Annotated in this window: 15 protein-coding genes; all 15 read left to right on the forward strand. The window is 46.1% G+C overall.

All coding sequences use genetic code 11. The features are described 5' to 3' along the window. Positions 1 to 99: 99 nt before the first annotated feature. The 15 genes from hisA (at position 100) to rapZ (ending at position 18,118) form a co-directional block, all read left to right on the forward strand. Complete coding sequence (hisA, locus tag NSQ66_RS00805) at positions 100 to 837, forward strand: 1-(5-phosphoribosyl)-5-[(5-phosphoribosylamino)methylideneamino]imidazole-4-carboxamide isomerase (protein WP_036687075.1); 738 nt, start codon at positions 100 to 102, stop codon at positions 835 to 837. A gap of 1,112 nt (positions 838 to 1,949) precedes the next feature. Then, positions 1,950 to 2,708, forward strand: coding sequence for an imidazole glycerol phosphate synthase subunit HisF (gene hisF / locus NSQ66_RS00810; protein ID WP_076101059.1), 759 nt, complete (start codon positions 1,950 to 1,952; stop codon positions 2,706 to 2,708). Continuing rightward, a complete protein-coding gene (gene hisIE / locus NSQ66_RS00815) occupies positions 2,705 to 3,418 on the forward strand; it encodes a bifunctional phosphoribosyl-AMP cyclohydrolase/phosphoribosyl-ATP diphosphatase HisIE (protein WP_036687080.1) in 714 nt (237 codons plus the stop codon). Before hisF ends, hisIE begins: the two co-directional genes overlap by 4 nt. 13 nt (positions 3,419 to 3,431) lie before the next feature. Next, the gene (gene hisJ / locus NSQ66_RS00820; protein ID WP_076101063.1) at positions 3,432 to 4,259 is read left to right on the forward strand and encodes a histidinol-phosphatase HisJ; all 828 of its coding nucleotides are present in this window, start codon (positions 3,432 to 3,434) and stop codon (positions 4,257 to 4,259) included. A 26-nt stretch (positions 4,260 to 4,285) separates the two neighbouring features. Next, on the forward strand, positions 4,286 to 5,236 hold the full coding sequence (locus NSQ66_RS00825; RefSeq protein WP_036687083.1) for a ribose-phosphate pyrophosphokinase: 951 nt from the start codon (positions 4,286 to 4,288) through the stop codon (positions 5,234 to 5,236). 232 nt (positions 5,237 to 5,468) lie between these two features. Further along, complete coding sequence (locus NSQ66_RS00830) at positions 5,469 to 7,208, forward strand: tetratricopeptide repeat protein (RefSeq protein WP_076101065.1); 1,740 nt, start codon at positions 5,469 to 5,471, stop codon at positions 7,206 to 7,208. Between the two features lie 150 nt (positions 7,209 to 7,358). After that, positions 7,359 to 8,312 carry a thioredoxin-disulfide reductase gene (gene trxB, locus NSQ66_RS00835; RefSeq protein ID WP_076141449.1) on the forward strand — a complete coding sequence of 318 codons (954 nt, stop codon included), beginning with the start codon at positions 7,359 to 7,361 and terminating at the stop codon, positions 8,310 to 8,312. A gap of 351 nt (positions 8,313 to 8,663) precedes the next feature. Beyond that, positions 8,664 to 10,091: a glucuronate isomerase gene (uxaC, locus tag NSQ66_RS00840; RefSeq protein WP_076141448.1), complete on the forward strand. Its 1,428-nt coding sequence runs from the start codon at positions 8,664 to 8,666 to the stop codon at positions 10,089 to 10,091. A gap of 57 nt (positions 10,092 to 10,148) precedes the next feature. Continuing rightward, on the forward strand, positions 10,149 to 11,153 hold the full coding sequence (locus NSQ66_RS00845) for a LacI family DNA-binding transcriptional regulator (RefSeq protein WP_076141447.1): 1,005 nt from the start codon (positions 10,149 to 10,151) through the stop codon (positions 11,151 to 11,153). Positions 11,154 to 11,310: 157 nt separating this feature from the next. Next, positions 11,311 to 12,780 carry a tagaturonate reductase gene (locus tag NSQ66_RS00850; RefSeq protein ID WP_076141446.1) on the forward strand — a complete coding sequence of 490 codons (1,470 nt, stop codon included), beginning with the start codon at positions 11,311 to 11,313 and terminating at the stop codon, positions 12,778 to 12,780. Between the two features lie 33 nt (positions 12,781 to 12,813). Next, positions 12,814 to 14,304 (forward strand): altronate dehydratase family protein, encoded by a 1,491-nt coding sequence (locus NSQ66_RS00855; RefSeq protein WP_036687136.1) that lies wholly within the window; start codon positions 12,814 to 12,816, stop codon positions 14,302 to 14,304. A gap of 208 nt (positions 14,305 to 14,512) precedes the next feature. Then, positions 14,513 to 14,737, forward strand: coding sequence for a DUF1858 domain-containing protein (locus tag NSQ66_RS00860; RefSeq protein WP_036687092.1), 225 nt, complete (start codon positions 14,513 to 14,515; stop codon positions 14,735 to 14,737). A gap of 15 nt (positions 14,738 to 14,752) precedes the next feature. Then, entirely contained in the window at positions 14,753 to 16,012 is a 1,260-nt protein-coding gene (locus NSQ66_RS00865) for a DUF438 domain-containing protein (protein WP_076105203.1), read from the forward strand. A 209-nt stretch (positions 16,013 to 16,221) separates the two neighbouring features. Further along, positions 16,222 to 17,172, forward strand: a complete 951-nt coding sequence (locus tag NSQ66_RS00870) for an ROK family glucokinase (protein ID WP_036687097.1) — start codon at positions 16,222 to 16,224, stop codon at positions 17,170 to 17,172. A gap of 46 nt (positions 17,173 to 17,218) precedes the next feature. Then, a complete protein-coding gene (gene rapZ, locus NSQ66_RS00875) occupies positions 17,219 to 18,118 on the forward strand; it encodes an RNase adapter RapZ (RefSeq protein ID WP_036687099.1) in 900 nt (299 codons plus the stop codon). The last annotated feature ends 5 nt before the right edge of the window (positions 18,119 to 18,123 follow it).

The following is an 18,123-nucleotide window of genomic DNA, read 5'->3' on the forward strand; positions in this document are numbered from 1 at the left end:
TCCTTATAAGGACGACGAAGGCGTTTATACTTGAAGATTAAGAGAGAGCGGGCGTAAGCCACGCTATAAATATAATGTAACGAAAGTGGGGAGCGCCAAATGTCTTCTTTTATTGTATATCCGGCGATTGATATCCGGGATGGAAAGTGCGTCAGGCTGCAGCAGGGGGATTACAATCAGGAAACGATATACAATGATAGTCCACTAAAGGTGGCAAAATCATGGGAAGAGCAAGGTGGAAAGTTCATTCATTTGGTGGACTTAGATGGTGCGAAAGCAGGTCATCCTGTGAACGATGCGATCATCGGTGCTATTGCTGCTAATGCTAACGTTCCTGTGCAGGTGGGCGGCGGTCTTCGCAATCTTGCGGACGTAGAGAAATTGCTCGGACTTGGCGTTAGCCGCGTCATTATCGGTACTGCTGCGATTAACGATCATGCTTTTACCGAAGAGGTATTGGCAAAATACGGCGATAAAGTAGCGATTGGCATTGATGCGCGCAACGGTTATGTTGCTACACACGGCTGGCTGAACACTTCCGAAGTTCGTGCTGAAGCTCTTGCCAAAGAATTGGCGGCAAAAGGAGCCGAGACGTTCATTTACACCGACATCTCCCGTGACGGGATGATGCAGGGGCCGAACGTGGACGGTATCCTGTCCATGGCGCAAGCCAGCGGTAAAACAGTGATCGCCTCCGGCGGAGTCACCAGTCTTGATGATCTGTTGCGTCTGAACGTGCACAGCGGCAGTGGTGTAGGTGGAGCTATTGTTGGCAAGGCGTTATACACGGGCAATATTGATCTTTCTGAAGCTTTGCGAGCGCTTGGGCAGAAGTAGCGTTGGGCGAACGCGCTAATTGATGAGCGGATGAACAAAAAGACGACATGAGCTAGCCATGGAATAGTGGATCAATGAAACAGACAGAACCAACAGTGGGTTAAAGAAATAGACTTAACAGTAACGTAGTGAACACAAATCACTAAATCACAAAAACTGATCGATAAACGAGCGAATGAACAAAAAGACAACAGTTGAGCAATCCAATGAGCAGTGGATAAAAGAAATAGACGTAACAGTAAATGAGTAACTAATAATAATTAAATGAACGCCCAGAGAAGCAAACTAGCAAAAGTTAAACGAACAAACTAGTAAACCAGCAAAAGGGCTAAACAACAAAGCAACAAAAGAGCTAAAACAAACCAGCTGACCAATAAAGCAACAAACCCAACTAGCTAATGTGTTTCACTTTGTACAATCAAAACTGGTTAAAAATCTCCTTTTCGTGGATTCTACAGGAAACTATTGCACGAAATGCAACACACTGCTCAACTAGAGGGTATGAGTTCGATTCTATTGCACTGAGTGCAATAGAATGTTGAACTAAGCTGGTTATCGGCTAAAACCCGCTGCACAATCTGCTACAATAGGCGTAATTAGGCGGCGGGAAGGGTATTTTTCCTCGGATGATGATTTAAGTGTACTTTATACAGCTATTTTTCACATTTAGAGCTGATTAGCTAATTTAGTTGTATTTCGTGCAGCTATAACTCAGAGATGAGTTGATTTATAAGCTCATCCTCAGATTTAGTTGTACGAAATGCAGTTAAAAGAGTGGCTTGCAAAAAGGCTGATAAAATAACTGCACGTTGTGCGACTAAATACTCGTGGGCTTGCAGGTGGCGCGAGCCCTTCCGACCACATAAGGGCCAAAACCGCGGAACATGAAGGTGTTATGGATCTAGGAAGCGGCCCCGAAGGGGTTAGCGATCATAGCACATGTTCAGTAGTGTGGGCTATGATTCAGCCGGGTGGGCTATGATCCGCCATGCCAACAATCAAGGTTTCCAAAGGGCAGCGGCCCTTGGGCTCCCCCTGGGCTAAGAGAGCTTTAGGGGGACCGACACACTTTAGGCGTTTGAAACGCTTTTTAAAGAAAGGGGGATTTCATAATGTTAGCAAAACGTATCATCCCTTGTCTTGACGTTAAGGATGGACGGGTAGTCAAAGGCGTTAACTTTGTGAATCTGCGTGATGCTGGAGATCCGGTAGAGCTAGCGGCACTGTATGACCGCGAGGGCGCAGACGAGCTTGTGTTTCTAGATATATCGGCTTCCGTAGAAGGTAGAGCAACGATGATCGAGGTTGTGCGGCAGACCGCCGGTGAGATTGCCATTCCTTTTACAGTGGGTGGAGGGATCTCTACAACTGATGATATGAAAAGGATTCTTCGTGCAGGCGCAGACAAAATCGGCATTAATACGGCAGCCATCACTAATCCTCAGTTAATTTTGGAGGGTGCTCGCCGATTTGGCTCCCAGTGTATTGTAGTAGCGATAGATGCTAAATATAATGAGGCTTTTGGTGAATGGGAAGTGTACACTCATGGCGGGCGTAAGCCCACCGGCATCCGTGCTCTGGCTTGGGCTAAAGAAGCTGAAAAGCTGGGCGCAGGCGAGATTTTGCTCACTAGTATGGATGCAGATGGCACAAAAGACGGCTTCGATCTGAAGCTAACCTCGGCAGTATGCGATTTGCTCAGTATTCCTGTGATTGCTTCTGGCGGCGCTGGGAAGAAGGAGCATTTTTACGATGTATTTACGGAAGGGAAAGCCGATGCGGGACTTGCGGCGACCATTTTTCACTATAAAGAGATTGCAATTAATGATTTAAAGGCAGATTTGAAGCAAAAAGGGGTAGAAATCCGATGAGCGAAACACAAAAGAATACAACAATAAGCCAAAAAGAAGCTCTGGCAGGCATTCGCTGGAATGAAGCCGGTCTGGTGCCTACGGTTGTTCAGGATGCTAGCAGTTTAGAGGTACTGATGGTTGCTTATATGAACTCCGAATCGTTACAGCTATCACTGGAGAGTGGTCAGACTTGGTTTTGGAGCCGCTCACGCAGCGAACTTTGGCATAAAGGCGGAACCTCAGGCAACACACAAGCTATTACCTCCATATCCTATGATTGTGATAGCGACACACTACTCGTGAAGGTTGTGCCTGAAGGACCAGCTTGCCATACTGGAGCTACGTCATGCTTTTTCCGTGAGATTCCTTTGAATAACCCAACAACAGATGCTTCGAAACCAGTGTCTAGTTTGACAGATGGTGAGCGTTTTGCTGTTCTTGGTGAGCTGGAGCGTGTGATTGCTGAGCGGGAAGTGGAACGCCCGGAAGGCGCGTATACCACTTATTTGTTTGATAAAGGCGTGGATAAGATCCTCAAAAAGGTAGGCGAGGAAGCTTCCGAGACCATTATTGCCGCCAAAAATAAAGATAACGCCGAGCTGCGTCTTGAGGTCAGTGATCTGATCTATCATCTGTTGGTATTGCTGCAAGAACGTAAGCTTCCACTGGATGAGATTATGGAAGAGTTGAGTACCCGTCACGAACGCCCACGCCGGGATCAGTACTAAGGGGGACTGAGTGATGCATATTGATTACCACACGCATCATGAACGCTGTGGCCATGCCGTGGGTAAGCTTGAGGAGTATGTGCAGCGCGGGATAGAGCTTGGACTTCAGCAGCTGGGGTTGTCCGACCACTTGCCGCTCATCCACGTAGATCCCGCCAGCTATTATCCTGAAATGGCTATGCCAATGGCTGAGCTGCCTCGTTATGTGGAGGAATGTCTGACCCTAAAGGAGCGTTACCGTGGAGTCATAGACCTGCGGGTGGGGCTGGAAGCCGATTATATCGAAGGATACGAAGAGCAAATCCGCGAGATTTTGTCGCCGTATCCATGGGATTATCTTATAGGTTCTGTGCATTTTCTTGGGGAGTGGGATATTACGGATCACCGCCAGGTTCATGGTTGGGAAGGCAGAGATGCGCTAGAGGTGTATCGTCTTTATTACGATGCGGTAAAGAAGTCGGCGTTATCGGGATTATATGATATTATAGGACATATGGATGTTATTAAACGGTTCGGTTATGGTCCACAAACACCGGAGGGCAAGGCTGAGGTGAAGGCGCTGGAGCTAGAGACCTTAAAGGTTATAGCGGATAGTGGAATCGCCATGGAGCTGAATGCTTCCGGACTTACGAAGCCTTGCGCTGAGATGTTCCCGGCAGAGCATCTGCTACAGGAGGCCCTAAGGCTCGGCATACCGCTGACATTAGGCTCCGATGCACATGATCCTGCCAAGCTGGGGGACGGGCTGCAAGAGGCGCGTAGCATGCTTTGGCACACTGGTTTTCGTGAGCTGGCTGTATTTGAGGGACGCCGCCGTACCACTGTTCAGTTCAAACTATAATAATTTATAATCCGCAGGAGGGTATTATGCATCATCAACAATTACGTATTTTTTCCGGTTCGTCGAATCCAAAGTTAGCGGCTGATATTGCGGAGCGACTTGGTGTTGAATTGGGGCAGATAAAGCTGACCCGCTTCATGAGCGGCGAGATTTACGTGCATTACGAAGAAAGCATCCGGAACTGCGACGTATTTTTGGTGCAATCCCTTTCGCATCCCATTAATGAGATGTTCGTGGAGCTGCTGGTGATGATAGATGCTGCCAAACGGGCTTCAGCTCGTACAGTGAACATTATTGTGCCGTATTATGGATATGCTCGGCAGGAGCGGAAGTCCGCACCTCGTGAGCCGATTTCGGCTAAGATGGTGGCTGATGTGCTGACGACCGCTGGAGCAACCCGCGTAATCACCATCGATTTGCACGCAGCGGCGATTCAAGGCTTTTTCAACATTCCGGTCGATCATCTGACTGCACTCGATTTGATCAGCAGCCATTTGAAAGCCAAGGCAATGTCTGATCTGGTCATTGTTTCCCCGGATGCAGGGCGTGCGTCTATGGCTGAGAAGCTGGCGAATAAGCTGGATTCACCTTTTGCCATTATGATCAAGAAGCGTCCAGCCCATAATGAATCGGTAATCACTCATGTGATTGGTGATGTCGAGGGACGGACACCAATCATTATTGAGGATCTGATCGATACTGGGACGACCATTGTGAATGTGGTGGAAGGTCTGAAGGAGAGAGGTGCGAAGGACAGTATTGTCTGCGCGACGCACGGATTATTCTCAGGGCCCGCGCTACAGCGGCTTGACCATCCTTCTATTCAGGAAGTGGTTACGACAGATTCTATTGCACTGCCTGATGACCATTCAAGTCGGTTTACGGTATTATCTGTTGCACCGATGCTTGCCCAGGCTACGCACATCATCCTTGAGGGTGGTTCAATCGATAAGCTATTTAGAGACGCGGGAATTTAATTCCCCGTCTTTTTTATTTTTTGTCAAAAAAGATGTTGTAAGCAGAGTGGTAGAGTCTTTCTCAACTTGAGATTCTCGCTGTCACATGTGGTATACTGTGTGGAGATACCCGCGCCCAATAAGGGAACGGAATAGCGATTAAGGATGGAGCTCCGGCATACCCCATAGGGCGCCGCCCTCCTATTTTTCGTTAGTATAAGGAAGCTTCTTATAAGGGAGGTGCCTTGCTTCCATGATTGAGAGAACTTCAGAGTATGAACTGGGGAATGATAATGTGATTCCTGTAACTCTGAATGCCAATTTTTTCTTTGAAAGAGCCGTTCGGTCCTTGGATCGCTTTCAATATGATAAGGCATTAAAGAATTTTCGCAAAGCTGTAGAGTACGAGCCGGAGAATCCGGTCAATCATTGCAACGTGGCTGGCGTATTATCAGAAATGGGTAATTATGAAGCGTCCAATGACATTTTAACCCATGTACTGGAGAATATTGATCCGGCAATGACGGAATGTTATTTCTATATGGCTAACAACTTCGCCAATATGGAAAGCTATGAGGAGGCAGAACGCTCACTCGTCACTTATCTCGAAGAAGATGTGAACGGTGAATTTCTGGCCGAATCGGAAGAATTGATGGAGCTGCTGCAATATGAGCTGGACCGTCCTGCTCCACTTATCCGGATTAGAAGCCGGGAAGGTGTAATAGAGCATGAGCGAGCCCGAGCACTGTTGGAGGAGGGCAAGTTTACACAAGCCGTCACTTTGCTTGAAGAGATTGTGAGCAATACGCCTGACTTCCTGGCGGCACATAACAACCTAGCCCTAGCGTATTTTTACATGGGTCGTTTTACCAAAGCTAAGGAATGTATTATGCGGGTGCTGGAGCAGGACTCCGGGAATCTGCATGCACTCTGTAACTTAGCGATCTTCCTTCAGTATGAAGGCGACCGCGGGCAACTGGATGGATTGTTACGCCTTCTGGAGACCACTATTCCGTTTCATCAGGAGCATCTGTTCAAAATGGCCACCACCATGGGGATTCTGGGACGCCATAGAACCGCCTATGGCCATTTTAGACGTCTGTTGAAGGATGAAGAGGTCGGTGGCGACGCCAGTCTCTATCATTATTGTGCGGCTGCTGCCAGCAATAGTGGCCTGTATACAGAAGCCCAGCGCTGCTGGCAGAAGGCGGCTAAGCTCGATCCGGAATCGGCTGTGCCGAGATTTTTTCTAGCTCAGCTGCAGCAGGCGCAGGGGGAAGGCAAAACGCTGTCGCTGGTCAGCTACAACTATCAGCTTCCTTTTCAGGAGCAGCTGAAGCTGTGGAAGGACAACAAGGGCAGCTTTACCGAAGAGGTACGGAACAATCCGCTGCTTCGCTCTTCCTTCTTCTGGGCGCTCCGCTACGGGGATGCCAATACGAAGCTTCAGGTTACAGAAGCTCTGCGGTGGATTGAAGATGAAGAGATGTCCGAAATTCTGCAAGGACTTCTGAAGCAGCAGCCCTTGCAGGAAGAAAAGCTGCAAGAAGCGGCACTTCTTAGTCTGCAGCGGCTGATTGGAAGTGTTCCTGAAGAGAATGTGCTTCAGGAAGTCAAAGAAACCTCTTCCCCGCGTCTGAAGGGACTGCCGGAATGGAGAGAGGATTGGCAGAAAGTTATCGATCAGACCCTTAGTATGATGGATCGAAGATATGATGCAATCCATAAAAAAAATGCTGAATTACTTTGGAAGCAATTTCTGAGCAGCCTTTATCCGGATATTCCGTTTATCCGTCATGCGAATGGCTGGTGTGCTGCCTTAGAATATCTAATTGCTAAAACGCATAACCTGCCGGTCACCTACCGTGAAGTAGCTCAGCGTTACAATGTTTCTGTATCTATGGTCAGTCGTTATGCTCGGCGCATAGATGAGGAATGTAGTTTCGAGGGAAGTGTGAGCGACAGTCTTCCGCCATTTACCGAGAATATCTAAAACGATCATGTAGTATTTCGTAGAAACGGAGCCCTTTTTATATGTCTTGCGTAAACGTTAATGTCCTTCTAGGGACACCGAAGGCGTCTATGCTTGCCAAAAAAGGGCCCGTTTCTTCTAAATAAACCCTATTGTGAGGAGGCCACTGTTATGTACAAAACGATTGTAATCGGAACAGGCCCAGCCGGGCTTACTGCTGCAATTTATTTGGCACGTGCCAACCTAAACCCACTTGTGATTGAAGGTATGCAACCAGGTGGACAACTGACAACGACAACAGAAGTCGAGAACTTCCCAGGCTTTCCTGAAGGAATTCTAGGCCCGGATTTAATGGACAACATGCGCAAGCAGGCTGAACGTTTTGGGGCTGAATTTAAGAATGGCTGGGTGGATTCAGTTGATTTTTCACAGCATCCATTTAAAGTGACTGTAGATGGATTGGGAGTATTAGAGGCGGAGTCAGTGATCATCTCAACCGGCGCATCTGCCAGATATTTAGGAATCCCCGGGGAGCAGGAGAATGTGGGCCGTGGGGTCAGCACTTGTGCTACTTGTGACGGATTCTTCTTCCGTGGCAAAAAGATTATTGTCGTCGGTGGTGGAGATTCAGCGATGGAGGAAGCCAGCTTTTTAACCCGATTCGCTTCCAATGTAACATTGGTTCACCGTCGTGATGAGCTTAGAGCTTCGAAGATTATGCAGGCTCGCGCACGGGATAACAGTAAGGTATCGTGGGCTCTTAACCGTACACCGCTTGAGGTTACAACCGACGAGTCTGGCGTTAAAGGGCTGACGGTTCGCAACAATGAGACGGGAATTGATGAACTCATCGAAGCGGACGGAGTGTTTGTCGCGATCGGGCACACGCCGAACACCGGATTTTTAGGGGGACAAATTACGACCGATACCAACGGCTACATTGTGGTCAACCCTGGAACGACAGAAACGAACATCCCGGGCGTATTCGCTTGTGGCGACGTGCAGGATACCCGTTATCGTCAGGCAATTTCTGCGGCCGGATCTGGCTGTATGGCAGCAATGGATGCCGAGAAGTACCTAGAGGGCACGATGGTGCATGACTGGAGCGAAACACTGGATAGTTAATTTTGCGAGAAATCGTAGTCCGATGACATATAAGCAGGTTATCCTTTTTCTAAAAGGTTGCCTGCTTTTTTTATAATGGTGGGGCCGTGTCCGGAAATTAAATATGTTGTTTATTTATTACCGCTCGGAAGTTAAAATAACTGTAACAATGTCCTTATAAAAAGACTTGCGCATTTTAAAAATACGTTTAAAATGAAGATATAATGTTAACGTGAACAATTTATATTAATACCTATTACAAGCAATAATATAAAGTTTAAAATATTTATTAGGAAATCAACTGATTGAATTAATGTTCACGTTAAACTTTGTGTAACTCCCATTCGAACTTAAAGGAGAGCAGCAAACCTCATGAGTAAAAAATTCATGGATGAGAACTTTCTATTGTCGAGCGAGACCGCAATTAAGCTGTTTCATAATCATGCAAAAGACATGCCCATTATCGATTATCATTGCCACCTCAGTCCAAAAGAAATTTATGAGAACAAAACGTTCAACAATATTACCGAAGCTTGGCTGTATGGCGACCATTATAAATGGAGAGTGATGCGCGCTAACGGTATAGAAGAGAAATTCATTACTGGCGATGCCAGTGATTATGATAAATTTATGGCCTGGGCTAGAACGGTTCCGATGATTATCGGGAATCCGCTATACCATTGGACGCATCTGGAGCTGCAACGTTTCTTCGGTGTATATGAGTTGCTGAATGAAGCTAACGCACCAAAAATTTGGGATGAAGTGAATAGACAGCTACAAAGTGAAGGATTCGGAGCAAGAGATTTGATCATTAAATCGAAGGTGACTACGGTTTGTACTACCGATGATCCTGTAGATAATCTGGAATATCATGAGAAAATCAGTAATGTGAGTGGGTTCAATGCTAGCGTTGTGCCGGGATTCCGGCCAGATAAAGCGCTTGAAATCAACCGTCCTACCTTCCAGCCGTGGGTAGCCCAGCTAAGCGAAGTTTCGGGAATGACTGTTGAGAATTACGGACAGTTTCTTGCAGCATTGGAGAGCAGAGTTAGATTCTTCCATGCCAGAAGCGGCCGTGTATCTGACCATGCTTTGGATGCGGTAATGTTTGAGCCTACTACCTTGGAGGAAGCTACAGCTATATTTGCTAAAGCACTTCATGAAGGCACTGTAAGTGAGAGTGAAGAAAAGAAATATAAAGGATTCACGCTAGTATTCCTCGGCAAATTGTATAACGAGCTGGGTTGGGCGATGCAATTCCATATTCATGCGCTACGGAATAACAACAGCGTAATGTTCGGACGTCTCGGACCTGACACGGGTTATGATTCCATCAATGACGGCGTGATTGCTAAGCCTTTGGCGGGTCTGCTCGATGCGCTGGATCGTGAGAATGCATTGCCTAAGACCATTTTGTACTCACTGAACCCTAATGATAATCATGTTATTGCCAGTTTAATGGGCAGCTTCCAGGGCGGCGGTATTCCAGGGAAGATTCAATTCGGAACCGCATGGTGGTACAACGATAATAAAGACGGCATGCTGGAACAGATGAAGACACTTGCTAATCTAGGCGTACTTAGCCAATTTGTTGGGATGCTAACAGACTCCAGAAGCTTTTTATCGTATACCAGACATGAGTACTTTAGAAGAATCCTGTGTGATCTGGTAGGCTCTTGGGTAGAGGCTGGAGAAGCCCCGGGTGATATGGAGTTACTGGGCAGTATGATTGAGAACATCTGTTACAATAACGCTGATCATTACTTTAATTTCTCGAAACAGGCATTGGTGACTAGGTAATCGTTATGATATCCTTACATGGAAGAGCCAAACCCGTTTGATAAGGAAGGTTGACCCATGGCACCTACAATCAAGGATATCGCCAAATTGGCGAATGTATCGCATACAACTGTATCGAGAGCACTTAACAATAGTCCACTAATTAAAGAGGTCACACGTAAAAAAATTGCCGAGATCGCTGCGCAAGTGGGCTACGTCCCTAATTACAATGCCAAAAGCCTTGTGATGCAGCGATCCTATACCATTGGTCTGTTCTTCACGAGTATTGCCAACGGCACAACTTCGGGTTTCTTCTCTGACACGATTCGTGGTGTAAATAGTGTCATAGATGTAGAGTACAATCTGTTCATCCGTGGGATCGACGATTATGCGGAATATTCCTCTATTCATCGCAAACGTTTTGATGGAATTATTCTAATGAGCCAGAGTGAAGCAGATAATAAATTCATTTACCATGTTGTCCAGCAAGGCATTCCAATCGTTGTGCTGAACCGGGAAATTGATGACCGCTCCATTATCAACATCATCTCGAACGACCGGGAAGGTGCTTATAATGCAGGCAAATACCTGATCGAAAACGGGCATCAAGACATTGCAATTATTGAAGGTGTCGAGGGCTTTAAATCCACACAGGAACGCAGAGATGGCTTTATAAAAGCTTTGATTGACCATAATATCCCTGTTCGTAATGACTACATGATAAGTGGTAATTATGATATGCAAAGTGGATATGAGGCGATGGGCAAGCTACTGGATCTCGAGAAACCACCAACTGCTGTATTTTGCTCCAATGATGATATGGCAATTGGGGCTATGAAAGGTGTGTTTGAGCGAGGGCTGCAGGTGCCAAGTGATATCTCTGTTGTTGGTTTTGACGACATTGGGTTTTCACTTTTTGCCAATCCTTCACTCACCACGGTCAAACGTCCTATTGAGAAGATTAGTGAGCAAGGCGCTCGCCAGCTGTTAAGCTTGGTCAAGGAGCCCTCAGAAAAAGACGGGCGGATCTCGATCGAGACAGAGCTTATTGCCAGAGAATCAGTCAGGAAGTTGCAGAAGTAGAGGCTGCGCATAGCAGCCTAATCCTTTACTATCGTGAAGGGTTGCTATCTAAAATTTTCACGTGTGCATATATTTAATTAATTATCAATATAAATATGATTTTATATAGTTCCTTTAATTAGTTTATCGTGTGCATTCACTATTAGGAGGCGTTAATATGAAAAGATTAAATAGTGATAATTGGACAGCTTACAAGCAGTATCCTGAGAAGGTTCTACAATTTGGCGAAGGCAATTTCATGCGCGCCTTTGTAGATTGGCAGATTCATACTATGAATCAAAAAACGGATTTCAATGGTGGAGTGGTTGTTGTACAGCCGTTGGCTAACGGACTGGCGGAAATGCTAAATGATCAGGATGGGCTGTATACCCTTTATCTGCAAGGCATTAAAGACGGAGCGGCTGTAAAAGAACACGAGGTAATTAATTGTATTACGCGGACGCTTAATCCCTATTCACAGCATGAGGAGTATATGAAGCTGGCTGAGAACCCTGAGCTGCGCTTTATCGTGTCTAATACTACTGAAGCGGGAATTGCTTTTGAAGCCGGTGACAAGTTAACCGATACGCCGCAGAGTAGTTTCCCGGGCAAGCTGACGGCCTTATTGTACAAACGTTATCAAATTTTTAATGGGGATGCTTCTAAAGGTTTTATCATCATTCCATGCGAGCTGATTGACCGGAATGGCGATGAGCTCAAGAAGGTTATTTTGAAATATGCTGAGCTGTGGAATCTTGGAGAAGGTTTTGTGAACTGGTTGAATGAAGCTAATACCTTCTGCTGCAGTCTGGTGGACCGCATTGTTCCCGGTTATCCAAGAGACAGCATTGCCGAGATTACAGAAGAGTTGGGTTATGAGGATAAGCTGGTCGTTGTCGGCGAGCAATTCCATCTTTGGGTGATTGAAGGACCGCAGTGGATTAAAGAGGAGTTCCCGGCTGAACTAGCAGGTCTTAATGTGCTGGTGGTGGATGATATGGCCCCTTATCGCACTCGAAAAGTGAGGATTTTAAACGGAGCTCATACAGCTATGACACCAGTAGCGTATTTGTACGGTATTGATACGGTTGCTGAGGCCATTGAGCACGAAGAGGTTGGGGCGTACGTGAAGTCTTTAATCTATGATGAAATTATTCCAACGCTGGATCTGCCGGCAGAAGAATTGAATTCTTTTGCAGACGCGGTATTAGAAAGATTCCTGAACCCTTATGTGCAGCATTACTTGATGAGCATTTCCCTTAATTCTATATCGAAGTTTAAGACAAGAGATCTGCCTTCTTTACTGCAATATGTAGAGGCCAAAGGACAATTGCCTGAAAAGCTCGTCTTCTCATTAAGCGCATTAATTGCCTTCTATAGAGGACGCAGAGGGGAAGAAAACATTCAACTGGCTGATGATGCGGATATTTTGGAATGGATCGCCTCCTTATGGGGAGGATGGGATGGCACAGACACCGGGCTGCGCGCACTGGCCGTCGAAGTACTTGCCGCAACCAATCGCTGGGGCTGTGATCTGAATGAAGTGGCTGGACTTACTGACAAGGTGACAGAAGGGCTGATTGCGATTGAGAAAAATGGCATGAAGCAAGCCTTAAAAGCGTTCGTGAAGAGACCGGCACACAACTAATACCCTGGAGGTGACAATGATATGATCAAGACGATGAAAGAAGTATTGCAGATTAATGAGGCTGATAATGTCGCTGTTGCACTTAAAGACTATAAAGCAGGCGACACCATTGTGATTGGTTCAAAAGAGATTAAAATTACTGAAGATATCGCTAGAGGCCATAAAATTGCACTGTCCAGCATTAGCGAAGGTGAAAACGTATTGAAATATGGTTACCCCATTGGTCATGCTATAGCGTCTATCGCGCCGGGGCAGTGGGTGCATACCCATAACACTAAGACAAACCTAACAGGGGTAGAGGAATATACCTTTGAGCAGAAGCTGACGCCGAATCCTTTTGCAGCGGAGAATTTGACCTTTAAGGGGTATCGCCGCTTTGATGGATCTGTAGGTATCCGCAATGAGCTGTGGATCGTCCCTACTGTTGGTTGTGTGAATGGAGTGGCGGAGCAGATCATCAATATTTTCAAAGCAGAGGTTGGGGATATCGCACCTTTCGATAACGTGCTCGTGCTTAAGCATAACTACGGTTGCTCCCAGCTGGGCGATGATCATGACAATACACGTACGATACTGGCTAACGCGGTTAAACACCCGAATGCGGGCGGCGTGCTTGTGCTCGGATTGGGCTGTGAGAATAACAATTTGCATATTTTTAAAGATATGCTTGGCAGTTATGATGAGGATCGTGTGCGTTTCCTTGTCTCCCAGGAGGTTGGGAATGAGATTGAAGAAGGCGTGAAGCTGCTGAAGGAAATCTATAATAATGTCCAAGGCGATCAAAGGGAAGAGGTATCACTCTCTGAGCTGAAAATCGGTCTGAAATGTGGAGGCTCCGACGGGTTATCCGGTATTACTGCGAATCCGCTCCTTGGACGTCTGTCTGATTATATGGCTGCTCAAGGCGGGACCACTGTACTGACTGAAGTACCTGAAATGTTCGGTGCCGAAAAAATTCTAATGGAACGTGCTGCGGACGAAAATATTTTCCACAAAATTGTCGATCTCATTAATGACTTTAAGCAGTATTTTATGGACTATAAACAGCCGGTATATGAAAATCCTTCTCCAGGGAATAAAGCCGGAGGGATTACTACGCTTGAGGATAAATCATTGGGTTGTACTCAAAAATCCGGGAACGCTACAGTGATGGATGTACTCAAGTATGGAGAGCTTATCACTAACAAAGGCTTAAATCTCCTTAACGCACCTGGCAATGATCTAGTGGCTTCCTCTGCACTGGCTGCTGCTGGCTGCCAATTGGTGATCTTTACGACCGGGCGGGGAACACCATTTGGTACATTCGTGCCAACGATGAAGGTATCTACCAATACCCCATTGTATGAAGGCAAACGTCACTGGATCGATTTTAATGCAGGTGTATTGGTGGAAGATGGTTCTCCAGATGAGGTCCTGCGCAGCTTCATAAACTATATTATTTCGGTGGCCAGCGGTGAATGGGTTAATAATGAAAAGAATAATTTCCGTGAGATCTCCATATTCAAAACAGGAGTAACGCTATAATAAATAATTAATTAATGACAGATCAGGCTGTCTCTTATGCTTTTTAAGCGTAGGGGACAGTTTTTTTTAGGTTCAAAGCATACATAATTCGTCTTTAAAAGAACGATAATTGCATTCTTGGAAATTAGTGATTGCAATCACAATGGTCCTGTACGGCCTGTGCTAATCTTTTATTGAGAATAGTTCTCACATAAAGGAGAAGAGTCAAATGGAAAAAGTGCTGAGTTTGGATGAATCTATATTCGAGATGGTATCACGGCATCCGGAGGTCATCGAGATTATGGTAGAGCTGGGCTTTAAGGATATTGCCAAGCCTGGCATGCTGCAGACCGCTGGCCGTTTCATGACCTTATCCAAAGGAATTAAGCTGAAGAAAATGGATCTCGAGCACGTGAAGCTAACTTTTGAACGTCATGGTTTCGAGATTATTTAATAAAGGAGTGTTAATATGAGCGAACTAATTAACAACCGTGAAGTTGATGTGCCGGAACAGACTCGTCGCCAGGCTATGCTTAAGGAAATTATTAAAGAGCTGCATGCAGGCAAAAGTGTAGAAGAGGTTAAGGCGCGGTTCGCCGAAGCTGTGGGTGATGTTACCGTAGCGGAGATTTCCGCGATGGAGCATTCATTAATGACCGAAGAAGGAATTCCGGTATCCGAGGTCCAACGTCTTTGTTCGGTGCATACAGCCATCTTTAAAGGCTCTATTGAGCAGATTCACCGCTCGTCTAAGCCCGAGGAGCAGCCAGGCCATCCAGTACACACCTTCAAATTGGAGAATCGTGAGATCGAAAGACTTGTTAACTTCCGCATGGATCTGCACGCAACAAAGTTTCAAAAGAACGATAGTGAGGAATTGATCTTCAAGTTGTTGGAGGATCTTAGCTTGCTGCTGGATCTTGATAAGCACTATAGCCGAAAAGAAAATCTGCTGTTCCCATACCTCGAAAAATACGGCATTTATGGCCCAACCAAGGTAATGTGGGGAGTGGATGATAATATCCGCCGTATGATTAAAGAGGCAAAAGCAGCGCTCAGCACTTATAGCGGAAATGCAGCAGAAATAGGCGTTCAGCTTGAGGAGATCATCAAGGAAGTTAATGAAATGATCTTTAAGGAAGAAAATATTCTACTGCCCATGGCCCTGGACAAACTGACGGAAGATGAATGGGTCAAAATCGCCCGGGAGAGCGATGAGATCGGGTTCTGCCTAACCGCACCAGAGCAGGAGTGGATCCCTGAGCGGGCTGCAGAGCCGGAAGGCGCAGTGCCGGAAGAAACAGAAGGAGCGACGCCGCAAGGCGGGTTCATCCGTTTTGAGACAGGGTTGTTGTCACTGCATCAGCTCGAGACCGTACTCAACCATCTGCCTGTAGATCTAACCTTCATTGACGAGAATGATGTCGTTCGATATTTTTCACACGGGAAGGAACGTATCTTTGCTCGAACTAAAGCGGTTATCGGCCGTACAGTACAGAACTGTCATCCCCCGCAAAGTGTTCATGTGGTAGAGAAGCTTTTGGAAGACTTTAAGGCAGGTCGTAAGGATGCTGAAGACTTCTGGATCAACATCAAGGATAAGTTTATCTACATCCGTTACTTCGCTGTACGAGACGAGTCAGGCCAATATATGGGCACGCTAGAGTTCACACAGAATATCGCTCCAATCCGAGCACTAGAGGGACAAAAGCGCATTTTATCAGAATAAATCGGTACGTTGGGTTATTTTCCAGATAATAATATAGGTACAAGACTCTCTTACTTAGGTGTAAGGGGGTCTTTTTAGAATATAATAGAGTATACTCTTAAAATAAGGAATTCCCGGGTGTGTTGTCTTTCCTTGACCACAGAGAGGGCTTCTATTATAGTTGGTACTTAGGATTAACTATTTTAGTATAAAAAAAGGTGGCTTGTTACATGTCTGAGAATATCTACGTTGGCGTGGATTTGGGTGGAACTGCAATTAAGGTTGGAATCTGTAATGCTGAAGGTACCCTGCTACATACTTATGAGGGACCTACAGGAACTGCAGAGGGTGTCGATACTGTTATCGATAATATCGAGAAGTATGTACGCCAAATTGTGGAGGATTCCCCGTACTCTTGGGATCAGCTTGCAGGTGTAGGAGCGGGTGTAGCCGGGTTCACAAATATTCGTGAAGGAATCATCATCCTTGCGCCTAACATAGGATTTAGAGATGTGCCGATCCGTTCCATTTTGGAAGATCGTTGGAACAAGCCTGTCAAAATAGACAATGATGCGAATGTGGCTGCACTGGGGGAAGCTTGGAGTGGTGCGGGACGTGGCGTTGATAACTGTGTCTGCTATACGCTTGGAACAGGTGTCGGTGGCGGAATCATTATTAATGGAAAGATTTATCAAGGTTTTGCGGGACTAGCTGGTGAGCTTGGACATATCACAGTAGTGCCGGATCTGGAAGCTATTCAATGCGGCTGTGGCAACATGGGCTGTCTGGAAACCGTTTCCTCCGCTACAGGTATTATCCGCATGGCTAATGATGCAGTAGCTCGTGGCGATCGTACTTCCCTCTCTATGGTAGAGAAGATTGCTGCGAAAGAAGTTTTTGATGCGGCTAAGGCTGGCGATGAAGTAGCTATCCGTATAGTGAATCGTGCAGCGTACTATCTGGGTAAATCCATGGCTTCTGTTGCGGCTGTGCTTAACCCTGAAGTATTTATCGTTGGCGGCGGCGTGTCTAAGGCTGGAGATATTCTATTTGATGAGGTTCGTCGTGTGTTTGCGAAATTGACACCGGCTCCGCTTCAAACTGGTGTTTCGATTATTCCAGCTGAGCTTGGCAATGACGCAGGTATTGTTGGGGCTGCCGGCCTTTTGCTGCGTTCTTAAAAGACGGGAAGTATTCATATACTAAATCTAGGGAGGGGACGCTTTTATGACCGAATTGGACAATACCCCAACGGCTGGAGCCACCCTGATTATTATTACGGGAATGTCAGGTGCGGGGAAGACAATTGCTGTACAGAGTCTGGAAGACCTAGGGTTCTTCTGTGTCGATAATTTACCACCGGTACTGATTCCCAAGTTCGCAGAGCTAATTGAACAGTCGAAGGGTAAGATTGCCAAGGTAGCCCTTGTAATTGACCTGCGTGGTCGAGAATTCTTCACTGCTTTGTCTGAGTCTCTTGCCTATATCAAGGATGAGTCAACCATTGGCTGTGAGATTTTGTTTTTGGATGCTACAGATTCAGTACTTGTTCAGCGTTACAAGGAAAGTCGACGTCATCATCCATTAGCACCTAAAGGGCTACCGCTTGATGGTATCAAGCTAGAACGTAAGATGCTTGAAGAATTGAAAAATTCAGCTACGTTATGTTTAGATACCAGCAGTATGAAGCCCGTGCAGCTTAAGGAGAAGATCATTTCACGGTTTTCGCATCTAGGAAAAAGTACGCTTTCCGTCAATATTACATCCTTCGGATTTAAGTACGGTATTCCTATTGATGCAGATCTTGTCTTCGATGTCCGCTTCTTGCCTAACCCACATTATGTGGACCATCTGCGGCCTAAAACCGGCCAGGACAGTGAAGTCTACGATTATGTAATGAAGTGGCCTGAAACACAGGTGTTCCTGACCAAACTGCTCGATATGCTTCATTTTCTAATTCCGCAATATCGTAAGGAAGGTAAGTCCCAGATTATCATTGGCATTGGCTGTACGGGAGGTAAACACCGTTCTGTAGCCATATCCGAGTATTTGGGTAAAATGCTGGGCGTTAGCGAGACGGAATCCGTAACCGTTAGTCATCGGGATTCCGAGCGTGATCGGCACTAGAGAGA

This window comes from Paenibacillus sp. FSL H3-0329 (genome assembly GCF_037963285.1).
In the GTDB taxonomy this organism is placed as follows: Bacteria; Bacillota; Bacilli; order Paenibacillales; family Paenibacillaceae; genus Paenibacillus_AQ; species Paenibacillus_AQ odorifer.

What these genes read in the sequence shown, in the direction of transcription:
- NSQ66_RS00825 (WP_036687083.1), top strand. Translation starts at nt 4,286, where the DNA reads ATGCATCATCAACAATTACGTATTTTTTCCGGTTCGTCGAATCCAAAG.
- NSQ66_RS00845 (WP_076141447.1), top strand. Translation starts at nt 10,149, where the DNA reads ATGGCACCTACAATCAAGGATATCGCCAAATTGGCGAATGTATCGCAT.
- NSQ66_RS00870 (WP_036687097.1), top strand. Translation starts at nt 16,222, where the DNA reads ATGTCTGAGAATATCTACGTTGGCGTGGATTTGGGTGGAACTGCAATT.
- hisF (WP_076101059.1), top strand. Translation starts at nt 1,950, where the DNA reads ATGTTAGCAAAACGTATCATCCCTTGTCTTGACGTTAAGGATGGACGG.
- trxB (WP_076141449.1), top strand. Translation starts at nt 7,359, where the DNA reads ATGTACAAAACGATTGTAATCGGAACAGGCCCAGCCGGGCTTACTGCT.
- NSQ66_RS00860 (WP_036687092.1), top strand. Translation starts at nt 14,513, where the DNA reads ATGGAAAAAGTGCTGAGTTTGGATGAATCTATATTCGAGATGGTATCA.
- NSQ66_RS00850 (WP_076141446.1), top strand. Translation starts at nt 11,311, where the DNA reads ATGAAAAGATTAAATAGTGATAATTGGACAGCTTACAAGCAGTATCCT.
- hisA (WP_036687075.1), top strand. Translation starts at nt 100, where the DNA reads ATGTCTTCTTTTATTGTATATCCGGCGATTGATATCCGGGATGGAAAG.
- NSQ66_RS00865 (WP_076105203.1), top strand. Translation starts at nt 14,753, where the DNA reads ATGAGCGAACTAATTAACAACCGTGAAGTTGATGTGCCGGAACAGACT.
- NSQ66_RS00855 (WP_036687136.1), top strand. Translation starts at nt 12,814, where the DNA reads ATGAAAGAAGTATTGCAGATTAATGAGGCTGATAATGTCGCTGTTGCA.
- rapZ (WP_036687099.1), top strand. Translation starts at nt 17,219, where the DNA reads ATGACCGAATTGGACAATACCCCAACGGCTGGAGCCACCCTGATTATT.
- hisJ (WP_076101063.1), top strand. Translation starts at nt 3,432, where the DNA reads ATGCATATTGATTACCACACGCATCATGAACGCTGTGGCCATGCCGTG.
- NSQ66_RS00830 (WP_076101065.1), top strand. Translation starts at nt 5,469, where the DNA reads ATGATTGAGAGAACTTCAGAGTATGAACTGGGGAATGATAATGTGATT.
- uxaC (WP_076141448.1), top strand. Translation starts at nt 8,664, where the DNA reads ATGAGTAAAAAATTCATGGATGAGAACTTTCTATTGTCGAGCGAGACC.
- hisIE (WP_036687080.1), top strand. Translation starts at nt 2,705, where the DNA reads ATGAGCGAAACACAAAAGAATACAACAATAAGCCAAAAAGAAGCTCTG.